The sequence below is a fragment of the Streptomyces sp. NPDC046881 genome, from assembly GCF_040645015.1.
Lineage (GTDB): Bacteria > Actinomycetota > Actinomycetes > Streptomycetales > Streptomycetaceae > Streptomyces.
The window spans coordinates 61,925-87,230 of the sequence record NZ_JBEYXJ010000022.1; the positions used below are offsets into that span (position 1 = coordinate 61,925).

Here is a 25,306-nt window from a genome sequence, read left to right on the forward strand (position 1 = left end):
AAATCCGCTGCACGCGCGCGTGCTGTCACCCCGGCCACGGCACACCACGACAGCCACACCCCACCGGAAGGGCCGCCCTCCGTCCCGCAGCCGGCGGAAAGGCCCTGCCGTCAGCCCACCGCAAGCAGGATCGCCAGCAGTACCGCGCCGGCGACCGCGGGGGCCGCCACCTCGTACGCCCAGCGCACGGTGATCTCACCCCGCGCCGACTCGGCCTCCCCCTGGCGCTCCAACAGTTCCCGCAGGTCGTCCATGACCTGGTCGGTCTCCGCGCGGGTCGGCCCGGTGTCCGGTCCGCGCAGGCTGAACCCGCCGAGGCCGAAGCCGCTCGGGCCGAGCCCGCCGACCCGGCCGCCCGGTGTCACACCGCGGGCCGCGTCGGCCGCCGCCCGCTGCTGCCGGCGGGCCGCCTTCTTGCGGGCGCGCAGCGAGACGGGGATGGCCCACAGCTGGTACTTGGTGCCGGACTTGGCGACGACCTCGTTGGAGTAGCCGGAGCGCAGGGTGGCGACCTCGCCCCAGGGCAGGGTGACCGTCCGGAGCGGGTTGCGGACGCGCAGCCGGTCCTCGCCCGCGAAGACCGCGGGGCGGAGCGTGAAGGCGATGACCAGCGGCACGATGAGGATCATCCCGGCCAGCGCCAGCCAGGGGGTCCGGCCGTGGCCCTTGACCAGGGCGTCGAAGCCCAGCCAGAGGACGACCAGGAGCAGCAGCGCGCCGCCCGCCAGCCCCAGGGGCGAGCGGTAGATCCGGTCCTTGGCGGCGGGCGCCGGAGGCGGTGACGCGGGTGACGGATGGTCCGGGGTGGTCATGGCCCGATTCTGCACGACACCGCCGGGGGTGCGGCCACGCGCCCTGGAACCGGCGCTCATCCGTGATCTCGGCACCCAGGACGAGCAGCGGGGGTGTACAGCCGCTACGCGCGTAGATATGCTCGTCTGGTGACCATGCCCACTACCGCACCCACAGCTCACGCTCTCTCGGACGTCACCGCGTCCGACAGCACGCTGCGCCGTTTCCTCCACGGGCTGCCCGGCGTCGACGCGGTCGGCCTGGAGGCGCGCGCCGCGTCTCTCGGCACCCGTTCCATCAAGACCACCGCGAAGGCGTACGCCATCGACCTCGCCATCTCGATGGTCGACCTGACGACGCTGGAAGGCGCGGACACCCCGGGCAAGGTCCGGGCGCTCGGCGCCAAGGCGGTCCACCCCGACCCGACGGACCGTACGACCCCCACGACGGCCGCGGTCTGCGTCTACCCCGACATGGTGGCCGCCGCCAAGGAGGCCGTCGCCGGTTCCGGCGTCAAGGTCGCCTCCGTCGCCACCGCCTTCCCGGCCGGCCGTGCCGCGCTCGACGTGAAGCTGGCCGACGTGCGGGACGCCGTCGCCGCCGGCGCCGACGAGATCGACATGGTGATCGACCGGGGCGCGTTCCTCGCCGGCAAGTACCTGAAGGTGTACGACGAGATCGTCGCCGTGAAGGAGGCCTGCGGGGACAGCGCCCGCCTGAAGGTCATCTTCGAGACCGGCGAGCTGTCGACGTACGACAACATCCGCCGCGCCTCCTGGCTCGGCATGCTGGCCGGCGCCGACTTCATCAAGACCTCCACCGGCAAGGTCGCGGTGAACGCGACCCCCGCCAACACCCTGCTGATGCTGGAGGCGGTCCGCGACTTCCGGGCCCAGACCGGCGTCCAGGTCGGCGTGAAGCCGGCCGGCGGCATCCGCACCACCAAGGACGCGATCAAGTTCCTGGTGCTGGTCAACGAGACCGCGGGCGACGACTGGCTGGACAACCACTGGTTCCGCTTCGGCGCCTCCTCGCTCCTCAACGACCTGCTGATGCAGCGCCAGAAGCTGGCCACCGGCCGCTACTCCGGTCCCGACTACGTGACGGTGGACTGATCCCCCATGGCTTTCGAGTACGCACCCGCCCCCGAGTCCCGCGCGATCGTCGACATCGCGCCCAACTACGGCCTGTTCATCGACGGCGAGTTCACCGAGGCGGCCGACGGCAAGGTCTTCAAGACCGTCTCGCCGTCCACGGAGGAGGTCCTCTCCGAGGTGGCCCGGGCCGGCGCCGAGGACGTCGACCGCGCGGTGAAGGCGGCCCGCAGGGCGTTCGAGAAGTGGTCGGCGCTGCCCGGCTCCGAGCGCGCCAAGTACCTGTTCCGCATCGCCCGCATCGTCCAGGAGCGCAGCCGTGAGCTGGCCGTCCTGGAGACGCTGGACAACGGCAAGCCGATCAAGGAGACCCGCGACGCGGACCTCCCGCTGGTCGCCGCGCACTTCTTCTACTACGCGGGCTGGGCCGACAAGCTCGACCACGCCGGCTTCGGCGCGAACCCGCGGCCGCTAGGCGTGGCCGGTCAGGTCATCCCCTGGAACTTCCCGCTGCTGATGCTGGCGTGGAAGATCGCCCCGGCCCTCGCGACCGGCAACACGGTCGTGCTGAAGCCCGCCGAGACCACCCCGCTGTCCGCCCTGTTCTTCGCGGACATCTGCCGCCAGGCCGGTCTGCCCAAGGGTGTCGTCAACATCCTCCCGGGCTACGGCGACGCGGGCGCCGCGCTGGTCGCGCACCCGGACGTGAACAAGGTGGCGTTCACCGGCTCCACGGCCGTCGGCAAGGAGATCGCCCGCACGGTCGCCGGCACGCGCAAGAAGCTCACGCTCGAACTGGGCGGCAAGGGCGCCAACATCGTCTTCGACGACGCGCCGATCGACCAGGCCGTCGAGGGCATCGTCACCGGCATCTTCTTCAACCAGGGGCAGGTCTGCTGCGCGGGCTCCCGGCTGCTGGTCCAGGAGTCGGTCCAGGACGAGCTGCTGGACTCCCTCAAGCGCCGCCTGTCCACGCTGCGCCTGGGCGACCCGCTGGACAAGAACACCGACATCGGCGCGATCAACTCCGCCGAGCAGCTGGCCCGGATCACCGCGCTGGCCGAGCGGGGCGAGGCGGAGGGCGCCGAGCGCTGGTCGCCGGCCTGCGCGCTTCCCGAGAGCGGCTACTGGTTCGCCCCGACGCTGTTCACGAACGTCACCCAGGCCCACACCATCGCCCGTGACGAGATCTTCGGCCCGGTGCTGTCGGTCCTCACCTTCCGCACCCCGGACGAGGCGGTCGCCAAGGCGAACAACACCCAGTACGGCCTCTCGGCCGGCATCTGGACCGAGAAGGGCTCGCGCATCCTGGCCGTCGCGAACAAGCTGCGCGCCGGTGTCGTCTGGTCCAACACGTTCAACAAGTTCGACCCGGCCTCGCCCTTCGGCGGCTACAAGGAGTCGGGCTTCGGCCGCGAGGGCGGCCGCCACGGCCTGGAGGCGTACCTCGATGTCTGACCGACTGTCTGTCTTCAAGACCTACAAGCTGTACGTCGGCGGGAAGTTCCCGCGTTCCGAGAGCGGCCGGGTGTACGAGGTGCAGGACTCGAAGGGCAAGTGGCTGGCCAACGCTCCGCTGTCCTCCCGCAAGGACGCCCGGGACGCGGTGGTCGCCGCGCGCAAGGCGTTCGGCGGCTGGTCCGGCGCGACCGCCTACAACCGCGGCCAGGTCCTCTACCGCGTCGCGGAGATGCTGGAGGGCCGCAGGGAGCAGTTCGTGCGGGAGGTCGCGGACGCGGAGGGCCTGTCGAAGTCGAAGGCGGCCGCGGTCGTGGACGCCACGGTCGACCGCTGGGTCTGGTACGCCGGCTGGACCGACAAGATCGCCCAGGTGATCGGCGGCGCCAACCCGGTCGCGGGCCCGTACTTCAACCTGTCCTCGCCGGAGCCGACGGGCGTGGTCGCCGTCCTGGCCCCGCAGGAGTCGTCCTTCCTCGGCCTGGTGTCGGTGGTGGCCCCGGTGATCGCCACCGGCAACACGGCGGTCGTGATCGCCTCCGAGAAGGCCCCGCTGCCCGCTCTGTCCCTGGGCGAGGTGCTGGCCACCTCCGACGTCCCGGGCGGTGTGGTCAACGTGCTGTCCGGCCGCACGGCGGAGATCGCGGCGCCGCTCGCCGCGCACCAGGACGTCAACGCGATCGACCTGGCGGGCGCGGACGAGGTGCTGGCGAAGGAGCTGGAGGTCGCGGCGGCCGACAATCTGAAGCGGGTGCTCCGTCCACAGGCTGTGGATTACTTCGAGACGCCGGGGATCGAGCGGATGACGGCGTTCCTGGAGACGAAGACCGTGTGGCATCCGACGGGGTCGCTGGGCGCGGGCGGGTCCTCCTACTGACGGGCCCCGGGCGGGGAACCGCCGTCGTCCGCCGAGCGCGGGTGCGTCGTGGCCCGTCGCGCCCGCGTGGCGGAGCCGCATGACGAACTCCACCCCGCGCCCCTGCCGGGGCGCCTTCAGTGGCCCGGGCCGCCGAGGACCTGCCCCACCACCGGGACGCTGCCCAGCGACGGCGCCTGGGCCAGGGGGCGGGTCAGGGTCTGGGAGCCGACCGGCTTGAAGTCGGCCAGCTGGGTGCCCACCCCGTTGTCCAGCGGGTCCACGCCCGTGCCCGCGAGCGGGTTGGGCTTGAGGCCGGCGACCGGGCCGGTGACGTAGTGGACCATGCCCGTCGTGGCCCGCAGGCCCGCCTGCGGGTCGATGTGGCCGACGTCCATGGGACGGTAGTTGACGCCCAGGCCGGGGATCGAGTCGGCGGACGCCGTGGCCGCGCCCGCGCCCAGGGCCGCTCCGGCGGCCACCAGGGTGATCACGGCGCGCTGCGCGGCGGGGTGCTGGGGAGAGGTGTGTCGGGCCATCGCTGGTGCCACCTTCTGGTGCGCAGGGTAAGGGGATCGGCACACAGGGTAGTTGAGGTGAGACTCACGCTCAAAAGCCGACCCGCGGGGTCGGCAGGGCGTCCCCCATGCGTCAAACTGGTGTTCCGTGAGCCTTCATCCTCCGGTCCCCGCCCGTGTCGTGCTGCTGTGCGGCCCCTCGGGCTCGGGCAAGTCACTCGTCGCCGCCCGCTCCGGGCTTCCCGTGCTGCGCCTGGACGACTTCTACAAGGAGGGTGACGACCCGACCCTGCCGCTGGTGCAGGGGAGTTCGGACATCGACTGGGACCACCCGCAGTCGTGGGACGCGGACGTCGCGGTCGAGGCCATCACCCGGCTGTGCGCGACGGGCTCGACCCCGGTGCCGGTGTACGACCTCTCGCTGAGCGCCCGCACCGGCGAGGAGACGCTGCACATCGGCCGTTCCCCGCTGTTCATCGCGGAGGGCATCTTCGCCGCGGAGATCGTCGAGCGGTGCCGCGAGCTGGGCGTGCTGGCGGACGCGCTGTGCCTGGCCCGCGGCCCGGTCACCACCTTCCGGAGGCGCTTCCTGCGCGATCTGAAGGAGGGCCGCAAGTCGGTGCCGTTCCTGCTGCGCCGCGGCTGGCGGCTGATGCGGGCCGAGCGCACGATCGTCGCCCGCCAGGTGTCCCTGGGCGCGCATGCGTGCGACCGGGACGAGGCGCTGGGCCGGCTGGCGGCAGCGGCGACGGGCCGGCCGGTACGGCAGGAGACGGCGGCGTAACGCCCCTACACACGACAACGGGACCGGCAGGGCCCCCCGGCCTGTCGGTCCCGTTCCCGTTCCTCCCCCGTTCCCCCGAAGGCCCACCCCCCGGTGGTCCCCCGTGTTTCCCCCGTTACCCCCCGTTTCCCCCGTTTCCCCCGTCCTTCAGGCGACGAGCTCGCCGAAGGCGTCCTCCTGGTCACGGCCGAAGCTGAGGATCTCGTCCTCGCGCAGCCGGCGCAGCGAACGCCAGATGCTCGACTTCACCGTGCCGACACTGATGCCGAGGATGTCCGCGATCTCCGGGTCCGTGCGGCCCTCGTAGTAGCGCAGGACCAGCATGGTGCGCTGGAGTTCGGGCAGCCGGGTCAGCGCCTGCCACAGGACGGCGCGCAGCTCGGTGCCGCGCATCGCGTCCGTCTCGCCGGGCGTCTCCGGCAGTTCCTCGGTCGGGTACTCGTTGAGCTTGCGGCGCCGCCAGGCGCTGATGTGCAGGTTGGTCATGGTGCGGCGGAGGTATCCGCCGACCGCCGCCTTGTCGCTGATCCGGTCCCACGCCTTGTACGTCGAGAACAGCGCGCTCTGCAGCAGGTCCTCGGCCTCGAAGCGGTCACCGGTCAGGTGGTAGGCGGTGGCGTACAGGGAGGCGCGGCGCTCCTGGACGTAGGCGGTGAACTCCGCCTCGGTCAGCGAACGCCGCTCCCCCGAGTCCTCCCCGTACGCGGCTCCCCCGTGAGCTTCCCCCCGTGCGTCAACCACCGTCATGTAGGCGGTGTGCTGACGCCCGGTGCCGCGAGCGCACCCCCGCCCGCTCACGGCACCGGACTTCTCGGAACCCCGGTGCACGTCGTGCAGACGCGTGACCACTGCGCTGGTGCTGATGCCGTGCAGCGTGTTCATCTCGCGCTCCCCGTCGTGGACTTCCGGTGATTCGGTGGTGCCGGGCCGGTCTCCGGCTCCCCGTCCGGCCCGTGCCCAAAAGACTGCCGGGGTGACTTCATCGCCGTGTCCGCCGACTGTCACAGACCTGTCACAGGGGTCCGGCCAAGGATCGTCACAGTGCGTGCACAGGTCATGGCAGTAGGGACGGCCTGGTGCCGGCAGGTCGTACGGCGGGCCCTCCATGGGCCAGAATGAGCCCGTGCCTTCCCTGTTGCTGATCGAGGACGACGACGCCATCCGTACGGCCCTGGAGCTCTCCCTGACGCGCCAGGGACACCGGGTGGCCACCGCTGCCAGCGGCGAGGACGGTCTGAAGCTGCTGCGCGAACAGCGGCCGGACCTGATCGTGCTGGACGTGATGCTGCCCGGCATCGACGGGTTCGAGGTGTGCCGGCGCATCCGGCGCACGGACCAGCTGCCGATCATCCTGCTGACCGCGCGCAGCGACGACATCGACGTCGTGGTCGGCCTGGAGTCGGGCGCCGACGACTACGTCGTCAAGCCGGTGCAGGGACGGGTGCTGGACGCCCGGATCCGGGCCGTGCTGCGGCGCGGCGAGCGCGAGTCCAGCGACTCGGCGACCTTCGGCAACGTCGTCATCGACCGGTCGGCCATGACCGTCACGAAGAACGGCGAGGACCTCCAGCTGACCCCGACCGAGCTGCGGCTGCTGCTGGAGCTGAGCCGGCGGCCCGGTCAGGCGCTGTCCCGGCAGCAGCTGCTGCGGCTGGTGTGGGAGCACGACTACCTCGGTGACTCGCGCCTGGTCGACGCCTGTGTGCAGCGGCTGCGCGCCAAGGTCGAGGACGTCCCGTCGTCCCCGACGCTGATCCGTACCGTCCGTGGAGTCGGCTACCGCCTGGACGCGCCTCAGTGACCGATACGCAAGGGGGGCTGCGCGGCTGGGCCGCGGGGCGCAGGGGAAGTCTGTCGCGGCTGAGGTTCACCAGCCTCCGGCTGCGCCTGGTGCTGGTCTTCGCGCTGGTCGCGCTCACCGCCGCGGTGTCGGCGTCGGGCATCGCCTACTGGCTCAACCGGGAGGCGGTGCTCACCCGCGCCCAGGACGCGGTGCTGCGCGACTTCCGGCAGGAGATGCAGAACCGCGCGGGCGCGCTGCCGGAGCATCCGACACAGGACCAGTTGCAGCGTGCCGCGGGCCAGATGGCCGCCAGCAGCCAGCGTTTCAGCGTGCTGCTGGTCGCCGAGGACTCCGACGGCAGGACGGTGTACGGCAACTCGGGCGGCATCAACGGCTTCGCCCTGGAGGACGTGCCCGAGTCGCTGCGCGCCGCCGTGGCCAAGCGGCAGGAGGTGACCGGCGCCAACAAGGAGCCGTACCACCTGTACTGGCAGCGGGTCGTGGACCACGGCACGCCCTACCTGGTGGCCGGTACGCGCGTGATCGGCGGCGGCCCCACGGGCTACATGGCGAAGTCCCTGGAGCCGGAGGCCAAGGACCTCAACTCGCTGGCCTGGTCGCTGGGCATCGCCACCGGGCTCGCGCTGATCGGTGCCGCGCTGCTCGCGCAGGCCGCCGCCACGACCGTGCTGAAGCCGGTGCACCGGCTCGGTGTGGCCGCGCGGCGGCTCGGCGAGGGCCGGCTGGACACCCGGCTGCGGGTCTCCGGCACCGACGAACTCGCCGACCTGTCCCGGACGTTCAACAACGCGGCCGAGGCGCTGGAGCAGCGGGTCGCGGAGATGGCCGCGCGGGACGAGGCGTCCCGCCGGTTCGTCGCCGACATGTCCCACGAGCTGCGCACCCCGCTCACCGCCATCACCGCCGTCACGGAGGTGCTGGAGGAGGAGCTGGAGGCGGAGACCGGGAGCATGGACCCGATGATCGAGCCGGCCGTCCGGCTGGTGGTCAGCGAGACCCGGCGGCTGAACGACCTCGTCGAGAACCTGATGGAGGTCACCCGCTTCGACGCGGGCACCGCCCGGCTGGTCCTGGACGACGTCGACATCGCCGACCAGATCACCGCCTGCATCGACGCCCGCGCCTGGCTGGACGCGGTCGAGCTGGACGCCGAGCGCGGCATCCACGCCCAGCTGGACCCGCGCCGCCTGGACGTCATCCTCGCCAACCTGATCGGCAACGCGCTCAAGCACGGCGGCTCGCCGGTGCGGGTGTCGGTCCGGGAGACGGACGACTCGCTGGAGATCCGGGTCCGCGACCACGGGCCCGGCATCCCCGAGGACGTCCTCCCGCACGTCTTCGACCGCTTCTACAAGGCGAGCGCCTCCCGGCCGCGCTCCGAGGGCAGCGGGCTCGGCCTGTCCATCGCCCTGGAGAACGCCCACATCCACGGCGGCGAGATCACCGCGGCCAACTCCCCGGAGGGCGGAGCGGTGTTCACGCTGCGGCTGCCACGGGACGCCTCACGGCTCACCGAGGAGGACGGCGGGGACGCCAGGGACAGCAGGACCGACACGGACCGGACAGGAGAGGAGGGGTCATGACCGTACGACGGCTGCTGGCGCTGCCCCTCCTGGGCGTGCTGCTCACCGGCTGCGGCATCCGGGCCACGGAGGTGCCGACCGACTTCGGGGCGGCGCCCTCCCGGGTGCCGTGCTCGCTGGCCGGGCCCGACGAGTCCGCGCGGTCCGCGCACGGGGTGCCGGTGCAGGTCTTCCTGCTGTGCGGGGCGTCCCTGGTGGCGGTCGACCGGACCGTGCCGGTCCCGGAGGACACCGCGGACGCCCGGCGCCGGGTGATCGTGGCGCAGGGGCTGCTGGACCAGCTCGCCAAGCAGCCGTCGTCCGCGGAGCGCTCCGCGGGCTACACGACGTACGTGCCGGGCGGCCTCGGGGTGGCCGGGCCCCGCCCGAAGGACCCCGAGGACACGCTCCGCCTGAGCACGGCGCCCGCGCGTCTCACCTCCTACGCGCTGGCCCAGCTGGTGTGCACCCTGTCCGACTCGGCGGCGACCGAGGACGACGGCTCGGTCATCCTGGGCGGCCCGGCCCCGGACCCGCTGCGCCGCTACGAGTGCACCGACGAGCTCCGCGACCATCCGGGCAGCACGCAGCCGCCGTCCAGCGAGGTCGCGGGCGGCTAGGGTCTCTCTTCCGGATCCTGCCGGTGTCGCAAAAGCTTCCGCGGCGGAACCAATCACACCGGCCCCCGCGTCTTGGGGGTCGTGCAGCGTCCAGGCTCCATCGGCGGCAGCGCCGCGATCCGCGTCCGTGTGACAGGGGGTGTCCTCCTCGTCGCTCACCTCGCCCTCGTCGCCTGGCTGATGCTGCGCCCGCTGGACGTCCCCTGGGTCACGCCCCCGAACCTGCGCCCGCTGGCCGGCATCCGGGCCGACCTGGCGCTGGGCTGGCCGCAGGCGGTCAGACCCCTCGGCGAGGGACTCGCGCTGCTCGCACCGCTGGGCGTGCTGCTGCCGGCGGCGCACGGCAGGCTCACCGTCTCCCCGCTCGCGTCCGTGCTCCGTACGGCCGCGGCCGGCGCCCTGGTCTCGCTCGGCATCGCCCTGCTCCAGACCGGCGTACCCGGCCGGGTCGTGGACGTCGACTCGATGCTGCTGAACACGGCGGGCGTCGTCCTGGCGCACCTGGCCCTCGTACCGGCGGGCCGGGCCTGGCTGCGGCGGCGGGAGGCGCGGGAACCCGGGGCGGCCGAGCCGGCGGTCACCGTCCAGGAGGAGCTGTCTCAGGGGCGTACCCCGACGATTCCCAGGGTCGGGATCGCCCCGTAGAGGGACGCTTCGTCCTGTTCGTCTCCGTACCGTGGACAACAGTTGAGGGGTCCCGCCGGGGCCCCGCCACCGGTTCGGACGACGAGCCGACGACCACGGAGGATCCGACATGAGCGCGCTCACCCGCCCCACCCACGGCCGCATGATCGGCGGAGTCTGCGCCGGACTGGCCCGGCGCTTCGGCACCTCGGCCACCACGATGCGGGTGATCTTCCTGGTGTCCTGCCTGCTGCCGGGCCCGCAGTTCCTGCTCTACATAGCGCTGTGGCTGCTGATGCCGTCCGAGGACAAGGCCCGCACGGCCTGGTGACGCGGCGCGGACACGCCACGGGGGCGCACCCGGACCTGCCGGAGCGCCCCGCGCAGTACGGAAGGCCCAGGTCAGCCGACCGGGAGCCCGTTGATCGGCACGCCGTGCGTGGGCAGGCCCTTCAGCGGCAGTCCGCCCAGCAGGCCGGCGACCGGCTTGGTCGGGCCCTTGGCGACGACACTCTCGGCGACCGGCTGCGCGGCGGCCGCCCCCTTGCCGACGGCCGGCATCGCCGCGGCGACACCGCGCTTGGCCACGGGCTTCAGCGTCTTCGCGGCGCCGCTGTCCGGCAGCGCCTCGATGACCTGCTCGGGCGGCAGCGTCCTGGTGACGGTGTCCAGCGTGTGGCCGGCGTCCGGGCTGACCGGGGCCGCGCTGGCCGCGCCCGCACCGGCGGCGGCGAAAGCGGCGCCGAGGGCGGCGACACCGAGGGTCTTGGCAGCAGACTGCTTCATGGTGAATGCGTCCTTGCATGCGGAGACGGGAGATCACGAACGATCTGAGCGGTCCACGACCGTAAACATCCCGGGCCACCCGCCGCAAACACCGAAATACGGACGCCTGGTGAAAGTGCGTCCGCTTTCCGGCCGGGAAACACCGGGAGACTAGACCTCCGGACCAGCAGAACCGCTGGTGGAAGCGGTCTGCTGGAACAGCCATTCGGATTTCAGCTCGGCATATCCGGGTTTGACGACGTCATTGATCATGGCGAGTCGTTCATCGAAAGGAATGAACGCTGATTTCATCGCATTGACGGAGAACCACTGGAGATCGTCGAGCGTGTAACCGAACGCCTCGACGAGGTGCTCGAATTCCCGGCTCATCGTGGTGTGCGACATCAGCCGGTTGTCGGTGTTCACGGTGGCCCGGAAGTGCAGCCGGCGCAGCAGCCCGATGGGGTGCTCGGCGTACGAGGGCGCGGCCCCGGTCTGCAGGTTGGAGCTGGGGCACAGCTCCAGCGGGATCCGCTTGTCCCGCACGTAGGAGGCGAGCCGGCCCAGCTTGACCGAGCCGTCCTCGCGGACCTCGATGTCGTCGATGATCCGCACCCCGTGGCCGAGCCGGTCGGCACCGCACCACTGCAGCGCCTGCCAGATGGACGGCAGTCCGAAGGCCTCCCCGGCGTGGATGGTGAAGTGGTTGTTCTCCCGCTTGAGGTACTCGAAGGCGTCCAGGTGCCGGGTGGGCGGGTAGCCGGCCTCGGCGCCCGCGATGTCGAAGCCGACCACGCCCGCGTCCCGGTAGCGGTTGGCGAGTTCGGCGATCTCCAGGGAGCGGGCCGCGTGCCGCATGGCGGTCAGCAGGGCGCCGACCCGGATCCGCCGGCCGTTCTCCCGGGCCAGCCGCTCACCCTGCCGGAACCCCTCGTTGACGGCCTCGACCACCTGTTCCAGGGTCAGGCCCCCGTCGAGGTGCTGCTCGGGCGCGTACCGCACCTCGGCGTAGACGACGCCGTCCTCGGCGAGGTCCTCGGCGCACTCCCGGGCGACCCGGACCAGGGCCGCGCGGGTCTGCATGACGGCGACGGTGTGCCGGAAGGTCTCCAGATACCGTTCCAGCGAGCCGGAGTCGGCGGCCTCCTGGAACCAGATCCCCAGCTTGTCCGGGTCGGTCTCGGGAAGCTCGGCATAGCCGCTCTCGCGGGCGAGGTCGACGACGGTGCCCGGGCGGAGTCCGCCGTCGAGATGATCGTGCAGCAGTACCTTGGGCGCCCGGCGGATCTGGTCCGCGGTGGGGGCGTTCCCGGTCGGTGCGGTCTGGCTCGTCATTTCCGCACTCTAACGCCTACGCGCGTAGAGGGACCGGTGTGCGCGGCGGCTGTTTCCCGGCACTTTTCCGTCGATACGCAACGGTGACCCCCCGGACGGGTTTGGCACACCGCGCCTTCTGAGACTGTTCTGTCATGGGACAGCAAGCGACGCCGGTGCGAACGGCCAGGCTGGGGAAGGCAGTCGGCCCGGAGCCGACGTCGGTGAGCGGAGCGGTGCTGCTGCTCCCCGGCGGGGAGGAGGTCTCCGCCCGCCGGCCGTCCCCCGTCCGGGCGATGAGCCTGCTGCGCTCGCTGGGCCGCGCCCTGGCGCGCGCGGGCCGGTCCGAGGGGCTGGCCGTACATCCCGTCCACTACCGCTACCGCGGCTGGAACGGCAGCGAGGCCCACCTCGCGGCGGACGCCGAGTGGGCCGCCGACGAGGTCGTACGACGGTACGGGGACGTCCCCGTCTGCCTGGCCGGCGTCGGCATGGGCGGCCGGGCGGCGCTCCGGTCCGGCGGCCACGAGGCCGTCAACTCCGTCGTGGCCCTCGCCCCCTGGCTGCCGGAGGAGGACGTCGCCGCGCCCGCCGAGCCGGTGAAGCAACTCGTGGGGCGCCGCGTCCTGATCGCCCACGGCACCAACGACGAACGCACCGACCCCGAGTTGTCCTTCCGCTTCGCGGCACGGGCGAAGAAGGTGAACCGGGAGGTGTGCCGGTTCGAAGTGCACTCCGACGGACACGGGTTGCACGGATACCGGGACGAAGTGGTCTGCCTGGCAGTGGACTTCGCCCTGGGCGCCCTCTTCGGGCACTGCGTGTCCCGTCCCGTGGAGGACGCGCTGGCCGCGCCGCCGCCGATCGGGCTCCGGATGCCGCTGGCCGCGGGGTTCGGCAAGTCGCTGAAGCGGTAGGCCCTACGAGGGCAGCAGGCTGCCCCTGCGCGAGAGCAGGAACTTCTTGAACGCGGCCACCGGGGGTGTGTCCGGGCGGTCGGCCAGCCAGGCCACGCCGATCTCGCGGGCCGCTCTCGGGGCCGTGACCGTCAGTTCCACCACGCCCGGGCGGGGGACGGTGGGGGGCGGCAGGAGGGCCACCCCGAGACCCGCCGCCACCAGGCCGCGCAGGGTCTCCGCCTCCTCGCCCTCGAAGGCGATGCGGGGCTTGAAACCGGCCTCGCGGCACAGGTCGTCGGTGATGCGGCGCAGGCCGTAACCGGGTTCGAGGGTGACGAAGGTTTCCTCGGCCGCCTCGGCCAGGCGGATGCGGCGGCGGGCGGCCAGGCGGTGCTCGGCGGGGACGACCAGGCGGAGCTTCTGCTCGTCGAGGCGGCGGGCGACCAGGTCGGGGGCGTCGGGGACCGGCGAGGTGAGGCACAGGTCCAGCTCGCCGGCGCGCAGCCCCTCCAGCATCGCCTCGCCGTAGTTCTGCACCAGGCTGAAGCGGACGCGCGGGTGGTCGGCGCGGAAGGCCTGCAGCAGGCCGGGTACGGTCTCGGCGCCCATGGTGTGCAGGAAGCCGAAGGCGACCTTGCCGGTGGCCGGGTCGGCGTCCGCGCGGACCTCCTCGGCGGCCCGCCCGACCTCGCCGAGGGCCCGCTCCACGGAGGCGAGGAAGGTACGGCCGGCGGTGGTCAGGGAGACCGTGCGGCCGTGCCGGGCGAACAGGTCGACGCCCAGGTCACGCTCCAGGCGGGCCATCGCGCGGGAGAGGGTGGACTGGGGCACGTTCAGCTCCTGCGCGGCCCGGGTGACGTGCTCCGTGCGCGCCACGCCGGCGAAGTACGCGAGCCGCGGCGCGAGCAACAGCGCCATGTCTTCCGTGTCACCGGACGGTGACAGACGAGCCTGTGAGCTTTGCTGATGCGCCATGGGAACGATTATCGCGGTTCCATGCATTGGACGCATGAAAGAAGCCCTACGTACGGTCGAGGCATGTCTCCCGCCAGTACCGGGGCGTCCACCCGCGTGGGCGCCGTCCCGTCCGTCCCTGTTCCCGACTCCGACTCCCGGCTGACCCCGGGCGGCCCCGGCTACCGCCGGATGAGCCTCGCCCTGTTCCTCGCCGGAGTCGCGACCTTCGCCCTGCTCTACTCCACCCAGGCCCTGCTGCCGCTGATCTCCGGGGAGTTCGGGGTCGCGGCGAGCGAGGCGAGCTGGACCGTGGCCGCCGCGACCGGCGGCCTGGCGCTGTTCGTCCTGCCGATGAGCGCGCTGTCGGAGCGGTTCGGCCGCCGTACGGTGATGACCGCCTCGCTGGCCGTCGCCGTCACGGTCGGCATGCTGGTGCCGTTCGCGCCGTCGCTCGGCGCGCTGGTGGCGCTGCGGGCGGTGCAGGGTGCCGCGCTGGCCGGGCTGCCGGCCTCGGCGCAGGCCTACCTGGCCGAGGAGGTGCGGCCGAAGGCGCTGGTCACGGCCATCGGGCTGTTCGTGGCCGGCAACAGCGTCGGCGGCATGAGCGGCCGGGTGATCACCGGCTGGGTCGCGCAGGAGTGGGGCTGGCGGGTCTCGGTCGGGGTGATCGGCGCGCTCGCGGTCGTGTGCGCGGTGGCGTTCCGGCTGCTGCTGCCGGCGCCGCGGCACTTCACGGCGGGTTCGCTGCGCCCGCGGGTCCTGCTCGGCACGGTCCGCGGCCACCTCGCCGACCCGCTGCTGCGCCGCCTGTACGCGATCGGCGCGCTGTTCATGACGGTGTTCGGCGGTGTCTACACGGTGATCGGCTACCGGCTGACAGCGGCGCCGTTCGGGCTGCCGCAGGGCATCGTGGGCTCGATCTTCCTGGTCTACCTGGTGGGTACGGTGTCCGCTTCCACCGCGGGCCGGCTGGTGGGCCGGTTCGGCCGCCGGGGCGCGCTGTACCTGGCGGGCGGTACGACGGCGGCCGGTCTGCTGCTGTCCCTGACGGCCTCGCTGCCGCTGGTCCTGCTGGGCCTGGTGCTGATCACGGCGGGCTTCTTCGCCGGGCACGCGGTGGCGTCGTCCGCGGTCAGCAAGACGGCCACGCGCGGCCGCGCCCAGGCCTCGGCGCTGTACCAGTCGGCCTACTACATCGGCTCCAGCGCCGGCAGCACGGTCGGCGCGCTGGCCTTCCACGCGGACGGCTGGTCCGGCACGGTCGGCGTCGGCCTCCTCGCGGTCCTCGGTGTCGTCACGATCACCGTCCTGGGCTCCCGGGCGGCGCGGGTGGCGGAGCGCGGCCCGCTCGTGGCCGACGCCCGGTGAAGGCGCTCCGAAGGGGCGCGGGGCCCTGCGCGGGCGCCCCACCTCTCCACCTGCACGTTTCCCGGCTCCGAGGGTGATTGTCAGTCCCCTGCGGTAGCTTCCAGATGCTGGGGCGCGAAGGTGCGCCACCGGGAAGGCCACAGGGGTGGGTGGACGATGGGCGACAGCACGGCGACGGCGGATCTCGACGTCGCACTGGAGAAGCACCGGACCGAGCTGACCGGGTACTGCTACCGGATGCTCGGCTCCTCCTTCGAGGCCGAGGACGCGGTGCAGGACACCCTGGTACGGGCCTGGCGGAGCTACGACAGGTTCGAGGGCCGTTCCAGCCTGCGCTCGTGGCTGTACCGGATCGCGACGAACGTGTGCCTGGACATGCTGACGGCGGGCAACAAGCGGGCGCGGCCCATGGACCTGACGGACTCCACCCCGCTCGCGCAGGCGGCGCTCTCCCCGCGCCCGGACAACACCTGGCTGGAGCCGATGCCGGACGCGCGCGTGCTGCCGGCCGTGGCGGACCCGGCGGAGGCGGCAGTCGCCAAGGAGTCGGTCCGGCTCGCCTTCATGGCCGCGCTCCAGCAGCTGCCGCCCAAGCAGCGGGCGGTGCTGATCCTGCGGGAGGTACTCGCGTGGAAGGCGAGCGAGGTGGCCGAGCTGCTGGACACCACGGTCGCGTCGGTGAACAGCGCCCTGCAGCGGGCCCGGGCCACGCTCGCCGAGCGCGGGGACACGGGCGCCGAGGGGGCGGTGTCCGACCCGCTGGACGAGGAGCAGCAGAAGCTGCTGGAGCGGTACGTCAAGGCCTTCGAGGGCTACGACATGACGGCGCTGACCGCGCTGCTGCACGAGGACGCCGTCATGACGATGCCGCCGTTCGACCTGTGGCTGCGCGGCACCGCCGACATCACCGGCTTCATGACCACCCTCGGCGCCTCCTGCGCCGGCTCCCGGCTGCTGCCGGTCCGGGCCAACGGCCTGCCGGGCTTCGCGCACTACAAGCCGGACCCGGAGAACGGCGGGTTCACCCCGTGGGCGGTGCAGGTGCTGGAGATCTCAGACGGCCGGATCACCGGTTTCCACTGCTTCCTCGACACCCAGCGGTGGTTCCCGCTCTTCGACCTGCCCCTCCACCTGGAAGCGGAGCCCGACGAGGCCGAGCAGGGCGTGTAAGGCGGGGCCGGCGTCCCGCAGCAGGATCCGCCCGCCGGCCCGGCGGGCGGTCAGCTCCAGCCGGGCCAGCAGGTCGACGGCCGCCAGCCCCGGCGGCCCGAGCCCGCCCACGTCACACACGACCACCCCGGCTCCCCCGGCCTCCAGCAGGGTCCGCACCCGGGCACACAGCCCGGGCACCTCGTCCCGGCGAACGGGCCCGGGCAGCACCAGCACGGCGGGGGTCTCGGCATCCACGTGCGGGTAGACCGGCGGGGCGGGCGGAACTCATCGGGGGCACGCCGCCGTAGATCACATTGACCCGCGCCCCCGCCTGCTCGCAGGGTTGGCCCTGTGGCGGGGGTGCTGAGCGGGTTCGCGGTGATCGCGGTCGTCGTCGGGGTGGGCTATGTGCTCGGGCGGCGCGGGACGCTCGGCGCGCAGGGCGGGGAGGTGCTCACGCGGCTGGCCTTCACGCTGGCCGGGCCCGCGCTGCTGTTCACCACGCTCGCGCGGGCCGACCTGTCGGTCCTCTTCTCCAGCCGGCTGCTGGTGACGGCGCTCAGTACGGCCGTGGTCGCGGGGGTCTTCGTCGCGGCCGGTGCGGTACGGCGGTGGGGGGTGGGCCGGACGACGATCGGCGCGCTGTGCTCGGGGTACGTCAACTCGGGCAACCTCGGCATCCCGATCGCCGCGTACGTCCTGGGCGACGCCTCCCTGGTGGCGCCGGTGCTGCTCTTCCAGGTCGTCCTGGTCACCCCGGTCGCGCTCACCGTGCTGGACCTGTCCGGCACGGGCGAGAAGGGGACGGTGGTGCGGCGCCTGCTGACCCCGCTGCGGAATCCGATCGCGGTGGGCTCGCTGTCGGGGGTGCTGGTGTCGGCGGCGGGCTGGCAGCTGCCCGGTCCGCTGCTGAACCCGCTGACCGCGCTCGCCGGCATGTCCGTCCCGGCGGCCCTGCTGGCCTTCGGCATGTCCCTGCACGGCAACCCGCCTCCCGGCCGGGGGCGGGACGGCCACCTGGTCCTGCTGTCCGTCGCGCTGAAGTCGCTGGGCCAGCCGCTGGTGGCCTGGGCGCTGGCCCGGTGCGTCTTCGGCCTGCACGGCCACGCCCTGCTGGACACGGTGGTGACCGCCGCCCTCCCCGGCGCCCAGAACCTCTTCACCTACGCCGGCCGCTACCGGGTCGCCGAGTCCCTGGCCCGCGAGTCGGTGCTCCTGTCGACGGTGGTGTCCGTACCGGTGCTGGTGGGGGTGGCGGCGGTGCTGGGGTGAGTGGAGTCAGCTGACGGCAACGCTGAGCCGGAACGGCGCGGGCAGCTCGACCGGGGCACCGAATTGCGCCGATCTCAGGACTCGGTAGACACCGGCCCGGGACCAATTCGGCTGCGTCGGCGGGAACGAGGTCCTCGTCCGACCCTGCCAACAGCGCCTCCACCGGCACCACGGCCAGGTCGGGGACGTACAGCTCCAGCCGGGACGGGATGACGAGGGGCACATGCTGGTAGATGCCCCAGGACTGCGGGATCACCTCGTAGAGTCGCCGCTTCAACGGTTCCGAAACGGGGTGATGGGCGACAGCGGAGTAGGGCGCCACGGTGACGAGGCCGTCGATGATCTCCGCCTTGCAGCCCTTGGGAATCTCAGATTGCTTCCAGACCCAGACGAGTTCGTCCCACTCGCTGTCGGTCAGGAGGTAGTCCCCCTCGTGGACGTCCATGGAGACATCCAACAAGCCGGAACGGGACCGGCGGAGGTCCACCGGTCCCGTTCACCCGAATGAGCAAACCGCAGGTCAGGCGATGCGTTCCAGCACCACCGGCGACGCCGTGAAGGCCGTGCCGGGGGCCGCGATGTCGTAGGAGCCCGCCACCGCCTGGAGCGCGTACTCGAAGCGCTCGGGGGTGTCGGTGTGCAGGGTCAGCAGGGGCTGGCCCTCGGTGACCGTGTCGCCCGGCTTGGCGTGCAGCTCGATGCCCGCGCCCGCCTGCACCGGGTCCTCCTTGCGGGCCCGGCCGGCGCCGAGACGCCAGGCGCCGACCCCGATGTCGTACGCGTCGAGGCGGGTCAGGACGCCGGAGGCCGGGGCCTTGACGACGTGCTGCTCCTTCGCGGTGGGCAGCGGCGCGTCCGGGTCGCCGCCCTGCGCCGCGATCATCCGGCGCCAGACGTCCATCGCCGAGCCGTCGGCCAGGGCCTTGGCGGGGTCGGCGTCCTTGACGCCGGCCGCGTCGAGCATCTCGCGGGCCAGGGCGATGGTCAGTTCCACGACGTCCGCGGGGCCGCCGCCGGCCAGGACCTCGACCGACTCGCGGACCTCCAGGGCGTTGCCCGCGGTCAGGCCGAGCGGGGTGGACATGTCCGTCAGCAGCGCGACCGTCTTCACGCCGTGGTCGGTGCCGAGGCCCACCATCGTGGACGCCAGCTCGCGGGCGTCCTCGATGGTCTTCATGAAGGCGCCCGTGCCCACCTTCACGTCCAGGACCAGCGAGCCGGTGCCCTCGGCGATCTTCTTCGACATGATCGAGGAGGCGATCAGCGGGATCGCCTCGACCGTGCCGGTGACGTCCCGCAGGGCGTACAGCTTCTTGTCCGCGGGGGCCAGGCCGTCGCCCGCGGCGCAGATCACCGCGCCCGTGGTGTCCAGCACGTGCAGCATCTCCTCGTTGGAGAGCAGGGCGCGCCAGCCGGGGACCGACTCCAGCTTGTCCAGGGTGCCGCCGGTGTGGCCGAGGCCCCGGCCGGAGAGCTGGGGGACGGCCGCGCCGCAGGCCGCGACGAGCGGGGCCAGGGGCAGCGTGATCTTGTCGCCGACGCCGCCCGTGGAGTGCTTGTCGGCCGTCGGGCGGGACAGCGAGGAGAAGTCCATGCGCTCGCCGGAGGCGATCATGGCCGCGGTCCAGCGGGCGATCTCGCGGCGGTTCATGCCGTTCAGCAGGATCGCCATGGCGAGCGCGGACATCTGCTCGTCGGCGACCTCGCCGCGGGTGTACGCGTCGATGACCCAGTCGATCTGCTCGTCGGTCAGCTCGCCGCGGTCCCGCTTGGTGCGGATGACGGAGATGGCGTCCATGGCCATGGCTGGGGGCTTCCTTCCGGGAGGTGCGAAGTGTGCGGCCCCCCTGCGAGCGGGGCAGGGGGGCCGTACGGCGTTACTGGGCGAGATGGCCCGGGCCGAAGGCCTGGGGCAGCATCGCGGAGAGCGGGAGGACCCCCGCGGGGGTGTCCAGGAGCAGGTCCGGGCCGCCGAACTCGTAGAGCAGCTGGCGGCACCGGCCGCACGGGACCAGCAGGGCGCCGGTGCCGTCGACGCAGGTGAAGTGCGTCAGCCGGCCGCCGCCCGTGCGCTGCAGCTGGGAGACCAGGCCGCACTCGGCGCACAGGCCGAGACCGTAGGAGGCGTTCTCGACGTTGCAGCCGGTGACGGTGCGGCCGTCGTCGACCAGGGCGGCCACGCCGACCGGGTAGCCCGAGTAAGGGGCGTAGGCGTGGGACATGGCCTCCCGCGCCTCGGCGCGCAGCGCCTCCCAGTCGAACTCGGCGTGCGGCGTCACTTGCCCTGGCCCTTCCGGTACCGCATGCCGTCCGCCTTCGGCATCCGCAGGCGCTGCGCGGACAGCGACAGCACGAGCAGGGTGACGACGTACGGGGTGGCGCCCACGAAGTCGCTCGGGACCTCGTCGGTGAGCAGGTACCAGACCAGGACCAGCGCGGCCATGACGGCGCTGACCACGCCCTGCACCAGGGCCTTCTTGTACAGCTTCCAGCCGGCCAGCAGCGCGAGCAGCACCACCAGGAGCAGCAGCAGGGCGTGGACGGTCACACCGCCGTTGCGCAGCTGGAGGGCGTCGGAGTAGCCGAACAGGCCCGCGCCCATGGCCAGCCCGCCGGGGCGCCAGTTGCCGAAGATCATGGCGGCGAGACCGATGTAGCCGCGGCCGCCGGTCTGGCCCTCCAGGTAGGTGTGCGAGGTGACCAGCGCGAGGAACGCGCCGCCGAGGCCGGCGAGGCCGCCGGAGATCGCCACGGCCGCGTACTTGTACTGGTAGACGTTGACGCCGAGGGACTCGGCGGCGACCGGGTTCTCACCGCAGGAGCGCAGTCGCAGCCCGAACGGGGTGCGCCACAGCAGCCACCAGCTGGCGACGAACAGCACCACGGCCAGGATGGTCACCACGGACAGGTTGGTGATCAGACCGCCGATGATGCCGGCGAGGTCGGAGACCAGGAACCAGTGGTGCTTCTCGATCGAGGCGAGGCCGTCGGAGAGGCCGGGGACGGTGACGTGGGGCAGCGTGTCCGCGGGCGGGGACTGCTTGGGGTTGCCGCCCGCCTCGGCGGCCTTGCCGCCGGCGAAGAACAGCTTGGCCAGGTACTGGGTGGCGCCGAGCGCAAGCAGGTTGACGGCGACACCGGAGACGATGTGGTCGACGCCGAAGGTGACGGTGGCGACGGCGTGCACGAGGCCGCCGACGACGCCGAAGCCGATACCGCACAGCAGGCCGAGCCAGGGGCTGGACTGCCAGCCGATCCAGCCGGCGCCGAAGGTGCCGAGGATCATCATGCCTTCGAGGCCGATGTTGACCACGCCGGCCCGCTCGGACCACAGGCCGGCGAGTCCGGCGAGGCCGATCGGTACGGCGAGGCCGAGCGCGGCGGCGACCTGTCCGGCGGAGTCGAGCTGGTTCGCGCCGGTGATGACGCGGACCGCGGCCACGAGCAGCAGCGCGCCCGCGACGATCATGAGGATCAGGCCGAGGGAACGGCCGGAGCGCTGCGGCGCGTCCGCCGCCTTGGGGGCCGCCGGCGGCGGCGCGTCGGTCATCGTGGCAGTCATCACGCCACCTCCTGCTTCTTCGTCGCGGCGGCGGCCTGCGCGGCGAGTTCGGCGCCGACCTTCTGCTGCTGGCGCTTCATGCCGTAGCGGCGTACGACCTCGTAGGCGATGACGACGCACAGCACGATGACGCCCTGGATGACGCCGAGGATTTCCTTGTCGTACCCCTGGAACTCCAGGTGGTTGGTGGTGCGCTCCAGGAAGCCCCAGAGCAGGGCGCCGAGCGCGATGCCGATCGGGTGGTTGCGGCCGAGCAGCGCGATGGCGATGCCGGTGAAGCCGATGCCGGCCGGGAAGTCGTTGCTGAACTGGTGGCTGTCGTTCAGCAGGGTCGGCATGCCGATCAGACCGGCCACCGCACCGGAGATGATCATGCTGGTGGCGACCATCTTCTTCACCGAGACACCGCTGGCACCGGCCGCGCTCTCGGACTGGCCGACGGTGCGCAGGTCGAAGCCGAACCGGGTGCGGCCGAGCACGAACCAGTACGCGATGCCGACGATCACCGCGACGACGATGAAGCCCCACAGCTCACCGGCCGGGCCGGTGTCGAAGCTGAAGAAGTACGAGGAGGACGGCAGCGGCTTGGTGGAGACCAGGGTGCCGGCCTGGTCCAGCTGGCCGAGCTTCCCGGGCTGGAGCAGGTAGGCGATGATCGCGGTGGCGATCGAGTTCAGCATGATGGTCGAGATGACCTCGCTGACGCCCCGGGTCACCTTGAGGATGCCGGCGATGGACGCCCACAGGGCACCGGTCGCCATGGCGCAGACGATGATCAGCGGGATGGCGATCCAGCCGGGCACGGTGAGCGCCCCGCCGAGCACGGCGGCGATGAACGCGGCGAGCCGGTACTGGCCGTCGACACCGATGTTGAACAGGTTCATGCGGAAGCCGATGGCCACCGCGACGCCCGCCAGGTAGTACGTCGTCGCCTTGTTCAGGATGTAGACCTGGCTGTCGCTGGCGAAGCCGTAGGTCACCATGTCGCTGAAGGCGGCGCCGGGGTTCTTGCCGGTCGCGAGGATCACCAGGGTGGTGACGAGGAGCGCGGCGACGACCGCCAGCAGGGGGGCGGCGATCCCGAGGAGCAGCCGCTCCTTGTCGATCCGTGAGGTCAGCTTGTTCATCGCTCGTCGTCCTCTGTGTGCTCCAGGTGGCCGGTGGCCGCACCCGTCATGGCGGAGCCCAGCTCCTCGGGGGTGATCGTGGCGGGGTCGGCGTCGGCGACCAGGCGGCCGCGGTACATCACCCGCAGGGTGTCGGAGAGCCCGATCAGCTCGTCCAGGTCGGCCGAGATCAGCAGCACGGCCAGGCCCTCGCGGCGGGCCTCGCGGATGTAGTCCCAGATGGCCGCCTGCGCGCCGACGTCCACACCGCGGGTGGGGTGGGCGGCGATGAGCAGCTTGGGGTTGTGGCTCATCTCCCGGCCGACGATCAGCTTCTGCTGGTTGCCGCCGGACAGGGAGGCGGCGGTGACGTCGATACCGGGGGTGCGGACGTCGTAGGCCTCGACGATCCGCTGGGTGTCGGCGCGGGCCGCCTTGAGGTCGAGCAGTCCGCCGCGCGAGTTGGGCCTCTCGGTGACGTGGCCGAGGATGCGGTTCTCCCACAGCGGTGCTTCGAGCAGCAGGCCGTGGCGGTGGCGGTCCTCGGGGATGTAGCCGATGCCGGACTCGCGGCGGTCGCGGGTCGGGGCCTGCGAGATGTCGGTGCCGTCGAGCGTGATGACGCCGGCGTCCGGGTGCCGCATGCCCATGATGGCCTCGACCAGCTCGGACTGGCCGTTGCCCTCCACGCCGGCGATGCCGAGGACCTCGCCCTTGTGGATGGTGAAGGAGATCTCGTCCAGGATGATCCGCTCGACGCCGTCGAGGTCGGTCTGCGCCAGGTGCAGGCCGTCCACCTTCAGCATCGGGACGTCCGTGACGGTGGACTCCTGGGTCTCCGGGGTGGGCAGTTCGCTGCCGACCATCAGCTCGGCGAGCTGCTTGGGGGTGGTGCCGCGCGGGTCGACCGTGCCGACGGTGGTGCCGCGCCGGATGACGGTGATCTCGTCGGCGACGGAGAGCACCTCGCCCAGCTTGTGCGAGATGAAGATGACGGTGAGGCCCTCGGCCTTGAGCTCGCGCAGGTTGTCGAAGAGCGCGTCGACCTCCTGCGGCACGAGGACGGCGGTGGGCTCGTCCAGGATGAGGGTCTTGGCGCCGCGGTAGAGGACCTTGAGGATCTCCACGCGCTGGCGGTCGGCGACACCGAGCTCCTCCACGAGGGCGTCGGGCCGCACGCCCAGGCCGTAGGCGTCGGAGATCTCCTTGATCTTGGCGCGTGCCTTGCCCCCGATGCCGTACAGCTTCTCCGCGCCCAGGACGACGTTCTCCAGGACGGTGAGGTTGTCGGCGAGCATGAAGTGCTGGTGCACCATGCCGATGCCGCGGGCGATGGCGTCACCGGGGTTGTGGAAGACGACCTGTTCGCCACTCACGGTGATGGTGCCCTCGTCCGGCTGCTGCATGCCGTAGAGGATCTTCATCAGGGTGGACTTGCCGGCGCCGTTCTCGCCGCACAGGGCATGGACGGTGCCCGCGCGGACCGTGATGTCGATGTCGCGGTTGGCGACGACGCCGGGGAAACGCTTGGTGATGCCGCGCAGTTCGACGGCAGCGGGAGGGCTGGACGCGTTGATGGCGCACTCTCCTCGGGGAAAGGGGCTGCGGGGAGGGGGCAGGCGTCGGCGACGCTAGCGCGGCAACTCCGCGCTACACGCGTAGAGTTGACACATTGTTATGGCTCGGCGGGGGGCTCCGGGAGGTGCCCCCGCGCCGAGCCTGGGTCCGACGGGACCCGTCAGGTCACGGGGTGGTCTTGACCTTGATCGAGCCGTCGATGATCTTCTTCTTCGCGGCGTCCAGCTTGGCCTGGATGTCGTCGATGAAGCCGCCGCTCTTGGACAGCGAGACGCCGTCCTTGGCGAGGGAGTAGGTGTTGGTGCCGGTCAGCGGCTTGCCGGCGTGGACCGACTTGACGAAGTCGTAGACACCGACGTCGACGTTCTTGACCATCGAGGTCAGGATCGAGTTCTTGTACTTGCTCAGACCCGGGATGTTGTACTGGTCCGAGTCCACGCCGATGGCCCAGGCGCCCTTCTTGCCCGCGACGGCCTCGATCGCGCCGTTGCCGGAGGAGCCGGCCGCCGTGTAGATGACGTCCGCGCCGTTGTCGAGCATGCCCTGCGCGGCCTCCTTGCCCTTGTCGGGGCTGGCGAAGCCGGAGGTGTCCGAGCCGTGCGACAGGTACTGCGTGTCGACCTTGGCCTTCTTGTTGGTGTCCTTGACGCCCTGGACGAAGCCCGCCTCGAACTTCTTGATCAGCGGGACGTCGACACCGCCGATGAAGCCGACGTGGTTCGACTTGGTCTTCAGGGCGGCGGCGACACCGGCCAGGTAGGAGCCCTGCTCCTCGGTGAAGGTGATGCTGTCGACGTTCTTGCCGTTCACCACCGAGTCGACGATGCCGAAGGAGGTCTTCGGGTACTTCGCGGCGACCTTGGTCATGGAGGCGGCGTAGGCGTAGCCGACACCGATGACCGGGTTGTAGCCCGCGTCGGCCAGGTCGGACAGGCGCTGCTCGCGGTCGGCCTCGGTGTCCGAGGTCTTGGCGGTCAGCTCCTTGATCTCGCCGCCGAACTCCTTCTTGGCCTGGTCGGCACCGCGCGCGGCGGAGTCGTTGAACGAGCGGTCGCCACGGCCGCCCACGTCGAAGGCGAGGCCGACCTTGACGCCCTTGCCGTCACCGGACGAGGACGAGCCGGACTCGTTGTCGGAGGAGGTGCTGCCACAGGCAGTGGCAGTCAGTGCGAGAGCTGCGGAGGCGATACACGCAGCGGAAAGCTTGGCTACCCGGCGCAC

General features: G+C 71.9%; 26 protein-coding genes. 13 read left to right on the top strand and 13 right to left on the bottom strand.

Annotated elements, in window-relative coordinates:
* Window positions 1-110 precede the first annotated feature (110 nt).
* Window positions 111-812 (bottom strand): PH domain-containing protein, encoded by a 702-nt coding sequence (locus ABZ923_RS13960; protein ID WP_361470660.1) that lies wholly within the window; start codon window positions 810-812, stop codon window positions 111-113.
* A gap of 135 nt (window positions 813-947) precedes the next feature.
* Here ABZ923_RS13960 and deoC point away from each other — a divergent pair, with 135 nt between their 5' ends.
* The 3 genes from deoC to ABZ923_RS13975 are packed head-to-tail and all read left to right on the top strand — an operon-like array spanning window position 948 to window position 4,221.
* Entirely contained in the window at window positions 948-1,907 is a 960-nt protein-coding gene (gene deoC / locus ABZ923_RS13965; protein WP_361470719.1) for a deoxyribose-phosphate aldolase, read from the top strand.
* Window positions 1,908-1,913: 6 nt separating this feature from the next.
* The gene (locus ABZ923_RS13970; RefSeq protein ID WP_361470662.1) at window positions 1,914-3,344 is read left to right on the top strand and encodes an aldehyde dehydrogenase family protein; all 1,431 of its coding nucleotides are present in this window, start codon (window positions 1,914-1,916) and stop codon (window positions 3,342-3,344) included.
* Window positions 3,337-4,221, top strand: a complete 885-nt coding sequence (locus ABZ923_RS13975) for an aldehyde dehydrogenase family protein (protein ID WP_361470663.1) — start codon at window positions 3,337-3,339, stop codon at window positions 4,219-4,221. Before ABZ923_RS13970 ends, ABZ923_RS13975 begins: the two co-directional genes overlap by 8 nt.
* A 116-nt stretch (window positions 4,222-4,337) precedes the next feature.
* Here the strand turns inward: ABZ923_RS13975 and ABZ923_RS13980 are convergent, their stop codons facing one another.
* Complete coding sequence (locus tag ABZ923_RS13980) at window positions 4,338-4,739, bottom strand: hypothetical protein (protein ID WP_361470665.1); 402 nt, start codon at window positions 4,737-4,739, stop codon at window positions 4,338-4,340.
* A gap of 127 nt (window positions 4,740-4,866) precedes the next feature.
* Between ABZ923_RS13980 and ABZ923_RS13985 the strand changes: the two genes are divergently transcribed.
* Complete coding sequence (locus tag ABZ923_RS13985) at window positions 4,867-5,502, top strand: uridine kinase (RefSeq protein WP_361470666.1); 636 nt, start codon at window positions 4,867-4,869, stop codon at window positions 5,500-5,502.
* Window positions 5,503-5,649: 147 nt separating this feature from the next.
* On the opposite strand, the gene ABZ923_RS13990 is transcribed toward ABZ923_RS13985, so the two are convergent.
* The gene (locus ABZ923_RS13990; RefSeq protein ID WP_361470668.1) at window positions 5,650-6,384 is read right to left on the bottom strand and encodes a SigE family RNA polymerase sigma factor; all 735 of its coding nucleotides are present in this window, start codon (window positions 6,382-6,384) and stop codon (window positions 5,650-5,652) included.
* Window positions 6,385-6,625: 241 nt separating this feature from the next.
* Here ABZ923_RS13990 and afsQ1 point away from each other — a divergent pair, with 241 nt between their 5' ends.
* The 5 genes from afsQ1 to ABZ923_RS14015 all read left to right on the top strand — a co-directional run bounded on the left by afsQ1 (window position 6,626) and on the right by ABZ923_RS14015 (window position 10,443).
* A complete protein-coding gene (gene afsQ1, locus ABZ923_RS13995; RefSeq protein WP_026248263.1) occupies window positions 6,626-7,303 on the top strand; it encodes a two-component system response regulator AfsQ1 in 678 nt (225 codons plus the stop codon).
* Window positions 7,300-8,889: a HAMP domain-containing sensor histidine kinase gene (locus tag ABZ923_RS14000; protein WP_361470670.1), complete on the top strand. Its 1,590-nt coding sequence runs from the start codon at window positions 7,300-7,302 to the stop codon at window positions 8,887-8,889. The genes afsQ1 and ABZ923_RS14000 overlap by 4 nt, the downstream gene beginning before the upstream one ends.
* Window positions 8,886-9,488, top strand: a complete 603-nt coding sequence (locus tag ABZ923_RS14005; protein ID WP_361470671.1) for a hypothetical protein — start codon at window positions 8,886-8,888, stop codon at window positions 9,486-9,488. Before ABZ923_RS14000 ends, ABZ923_RS14005 begins: the two co-directional genes overlap by 4 nt.
* A gap of 81 nt (window positions 9,489-9,569) precedes the next feature.
* A complete protein-coding gene (locus tag ABZ923_RS14010; protein ID WP_361470673.1) occupies window positions 9,570-10,133 on the top strand; it encodes a VanZ family protein in 564 nt (187 codons plus the stop codon).
* 109 nt (window positions 10,134-10,242) lie between these two features.
* A complete protein-coding gene (locus ABZ923_RS14015) occupies window positions 10,243-10,443 on the top strand; it encodes a PspC domain-containing protein (protein ID WP_358642146.1) in 201 nt (66 codons plus the stop codon).
* 71 nt (window positions 10,444-10,514) lie between these two features.
* Here the strand turns inward: ABZ923_RS14015 and ABZ923_RS14020 are convergent, their stop codons facing one another.
* Together ABZ923_RS14020 and ABZ923_RS14025 are read right to left on the bottom strand one after the other, a co-directional pair.
* Complete coding sequence (locus tag ABZ923_RS14020; protein WP_361470675.1) at window positions 10,515-10,898, bottom strand: ATP-binding protein; 384 nt, start codon at window positions 10,896-10,898, stop codon at window positions 10,515-10,517.
* 150 nt (window positions 10,899-11,048) lie between these two features.
* The gene (locus ABZ923_RS14025) at window positions 11,049-12,212 is read right to left on the bottom strand and encodes an adenosine deaminase (protein WP_361470677.1); all 1,164 of its coding nucleotides are present in this window, start codon (window positions 12,210-12,212) and stop codon (window positions 11,049-11,051) included.
* Window positions 12,213-12,346: 134 nt separating this feature from the next.
* Here ABZ923_RS14025 and ABZ923_RS14030 point away from each other — a divergent pair, with 134 nt between their 5' ends.
* A complete protein-coding gene (locus ABZ923_RS14030; RefSeq protein WP_361470679.1) occupies window positions 12,347-13,108 on the top strand; it encodes an alpha/beta hydrolase in 762 nt (253 codons plus the stop codon).
* Between the two features lie 3 nt (window positions 13,109-13,111).
* On the opposite strand, the gene ABZ923_RS14035 is transcribed toward ABZ923_RS14030, so the two are convergent.
* Window positions 13,112-14,065: a LysR family transcriptional regulator gene (locus ABZ923_RS14035; RefSeq protein WP_361470680.1), complete on the bottom strand. Its 954-nt coding sequence runs from the start codon at window positions 14,063-14,065 to the stop codon at window positions 13,112-13,114.
* 63 nt (window positions 14,066-14,128) lie between these two features.
* On the opposite strand from ABZ923_RS14035, the gene ABZ923_RS14040 reads away from it, so the two are divergent.
* Both ABZ923_RS14040 and ABZ923_RS14045 read left to right on the top strand, forming a co-directional pair.
* Window positions 14,129-15,415, top strand: coding sequence for an MFS transporter (locus ABZ923_RS14040; RefSeq protein WP_361470682.1), 1,287 nt, complete (start codon window positions 14,129-14,131; stop codon window positions 15,413-15,415).
* A gap of 156 nt (window positions 15,416-15,571) precedes the next feature.
* Window positions 15,572-16,585, top strand: coding sequence for a sigma-70 family RNA polymerase sigma factor (locus tag ABZ923_RS14045; protein WP_361470684.1), 1,014 nt, complete (start codon window positions 15,572-15,574; stop codon window positions 16,583-16,585).
* Here the strand turns inward: ABZ923_RS14045 and ABZ923_RS14050 are convergent.
* Complete coding sequence (locus ABZ923_RS14050) at window positions 16,469-16,822, bottom strand: STAS domain-containing protein (RefSeq protein WP_361470685.1); 354 nt, start codon at window positions 16,820-16,822, stop codon at window positions 16,469-16,471. The two genes, ABZ923_RS14045 and ABZ923_RS14050, sit on opposite strands and share 117 nt — an antisense overlap.
* Window positions 16,823-16,918: 96 nt before the next feature.
* On the opposite strand from ABZ923_RS14050, the gene ABZ923_RS14055 reads away from it, so the two are divergent.
* Window positions 16,919-17,839 carry an AEC family transporter gene (locus ABZ923_RS14055; RefSeq protein WP_361470687.1) on the top strand — a complete coding sequence of 307 codons (921 nt, stop codon included), beginning with the start codon at window positions 16,919-16,921 and terminating at the stop codon, window positions 17,837-17,839.
* A gap of 520 nt (window positions 17,840-18,359) precedes the next feature.
* On the opposite strand, the gene ABZ923_RS14060 is transcribed toward ABZ923_RS14055, so the two are convergent.
* The 6 genes from ABZ923_RS14060 to ABZ923_RS14085 form a co-directional block, all read right to left on the bottom strand.
* Window positions 18,360-19,643: a thymidine phosphorylase gene (locus ABZ923_RS14060; RefSeq protein WP_361470689.1), complete on the bottom strand. Its 1,284-nt coding sequence runs from the start codon at window positions 19,641-19,643 to the stop codon at window positions 18,360-18,362.
* Window positions 19,644-19,716: 73 nt separating this feature from the next.
* Window positions 19,717-20,118, bottom strand: coding sequence for a cytidine deaminase (locus ABZ923_RS14065; protein ID WP_361470690.1), 402 nt, complete (start codon window positions 20,116-20,118; stop codon window positions 19,717-19,719).
* A complete protein-coding gene (locus ABZ923_RS14070; RefSeq protein WP_361470692.1) occupies window positions 20,115-21,401 on the bottom strand; it encodes an ABC transporter permease in 1,287 nt (428 codons plus the stop codon). The genes ABZ923_RS14065 and ABZ923_RS14070 overlap by 4 nt, the downstream gene beginning before the upstream one ends.
* Window positions 21,401-22,528, bottom strand: a complete 1,128-nt coding sequence (locus tag ABZ923_RS14075; RefSeq protein ID WP_361470694.1) for an ABC transporter permease — start codon at window positions 22,526-22,528, stop codon at window positions 21,401-21,403. The genes ABZ923_RS14070 and ABZ923_RS14075 overlap by 1 nt, the downstream gene beginning before the upstream one ends.
* Entirely contained in the window at window positions 22,525-24,084 is a 1,560-nt protein-coding gene (locus ABZ923_RS14080; RefSeq protein ID WP_361470721.1) for an ABC transporter ATP-binding protein, read from the bottom strand. Before ABZ923_RS14080 ends, ABZ923_RS14075 begins: the two co-directional genes overlap by 4 nt.
* Before the next feature lie 166 nt (window positions 24,085-24,250).
* Window positions 24,251-25,306: a BMP family ABC transporter substrate-binding protein gene (locus tag ABZ923_RS14085; protein ID WP_361470696.1), complete on the bottom strand. Its 1,056-nt coding sequence runs from the start codon at window positions 25,304-25,306 to the stop codon at window positions 24,251-24,253.

Coding starts and splice junctions, on each gene's coding strand:
- ABZ923_RS13960 (WP_361470660.1), bottom strand. CDS start 812: ATGACCACCCCGGACCATCCGTCACCCGCGTCACCGCCTCCGGCGCCC.
- deoC (WP_361470719.1), top strand. CDS start 948: ATGCCCACTACCGCACCCACAGCTCACGCTCTCTCGGACGTCACCGCG.
- ABZ923_RS13970 (WP_361470662.1), top strand. CDS start 1,914: ATGGCTTTCGAGTACGCACCCGCCCCCGAGTCCCGCGCGATCGTCGAC.
- ABZ923_RS13975 (WP_361470663.1), top strand. CDS start 3,337: ATGTCTGACCGACTGTCTGTCTTCAAGACCTACAAGCTGTACGTCGGC.
- ABZ923_RS13980 (WP_361470665.1), bottom strand. CDS start 4,739: ATGGCCCGACACACCTCTCCCCAGCACCCCGCCGCGCAGCGCGCCGTG.
- ABZ923_RS13990 (WP_361470668.1), bottom strand. CDS start 6,384: ATGAACACGCTGCACGGCATCAGCACCAGCGCAGTGGTCACGCGTCTG.
- ABZ923_RS14005 (WP_361470671.1), top strand. CDS start 8,886: ATGACCGTACGACGGCTGCTGGCGCTGCCCCTCCTGGGCGTGCTGCTC.
- ABZ923_RS14015 (WP_358642146.1), top strand. CDS start 10,243: ATGAGCGCGCTCACCCGCCCCACCCACGGCCGCATGATCGGCGGAGTC.
- ABZ923_RS14020 (WP_361470675.1), bottom strand. CDS start 10,898: ATGAAGCAGTCTGCTGCCAAGACCCTCGGTGTCGCCGCCCTCGGCGCC.
- ABZ923_RS14025 (WP_361470677.1), bottom strand. CDS start 12,212: ATGACGAGCCAGACCGCACCGACCGGGAACGCCCCCACCGCGGACCAG.
- ABZ923_RS14030 (WP_361470679.1), top strand. CDS start 12,347: ATGGGACAGCAAGCGACGCCGGTGCGAACGGCCAGGCTGGGGAAGGCA.
- ABZ923_RS14035 (WP_361470680.1), bottom strand. CDS start 14,065: ATGGCGCATCAGCAAAGCTCACAGGCTCGTCTGTCACCGTCCGGTGAC.
- ABZ923_RS14040 (WP_361470682.1), top strand. CDS start 14,129: ATGTCTCCCGCCAGTACCGGGGCGTCCACCCGCGTGGGCGCCGTCCCG.
- ABZ923_RS14045 (WP_361470684.1), top strand. CDS start 15,572: ATGGGCGACAGCACGGCGACGGCGGATCTCGACGTCGCACTGGAGAAG.
- ABZ923_RS14060 (WP_361470689.1), bottom strand. CDS start 19,643: ATGGCCATGGACGCCATCTCCGTCATCCGCACCAAGCGGGACCGCGGC.
- ABZ923_RS14070 (WP_361470692.1), bottom strand. CDS start 21,401: ATGACTGCCACGATGACCGACGCGCCGCCGCCGGCGGCCCCCAAGGCG.
- ABZ923_RS14075 (WP_361470694.1), bottom strand. CDS start 22,528: ATGAACAAGCTGACCTCACGGATCGACAAGGAGCGGCTGCTCCTCGGG.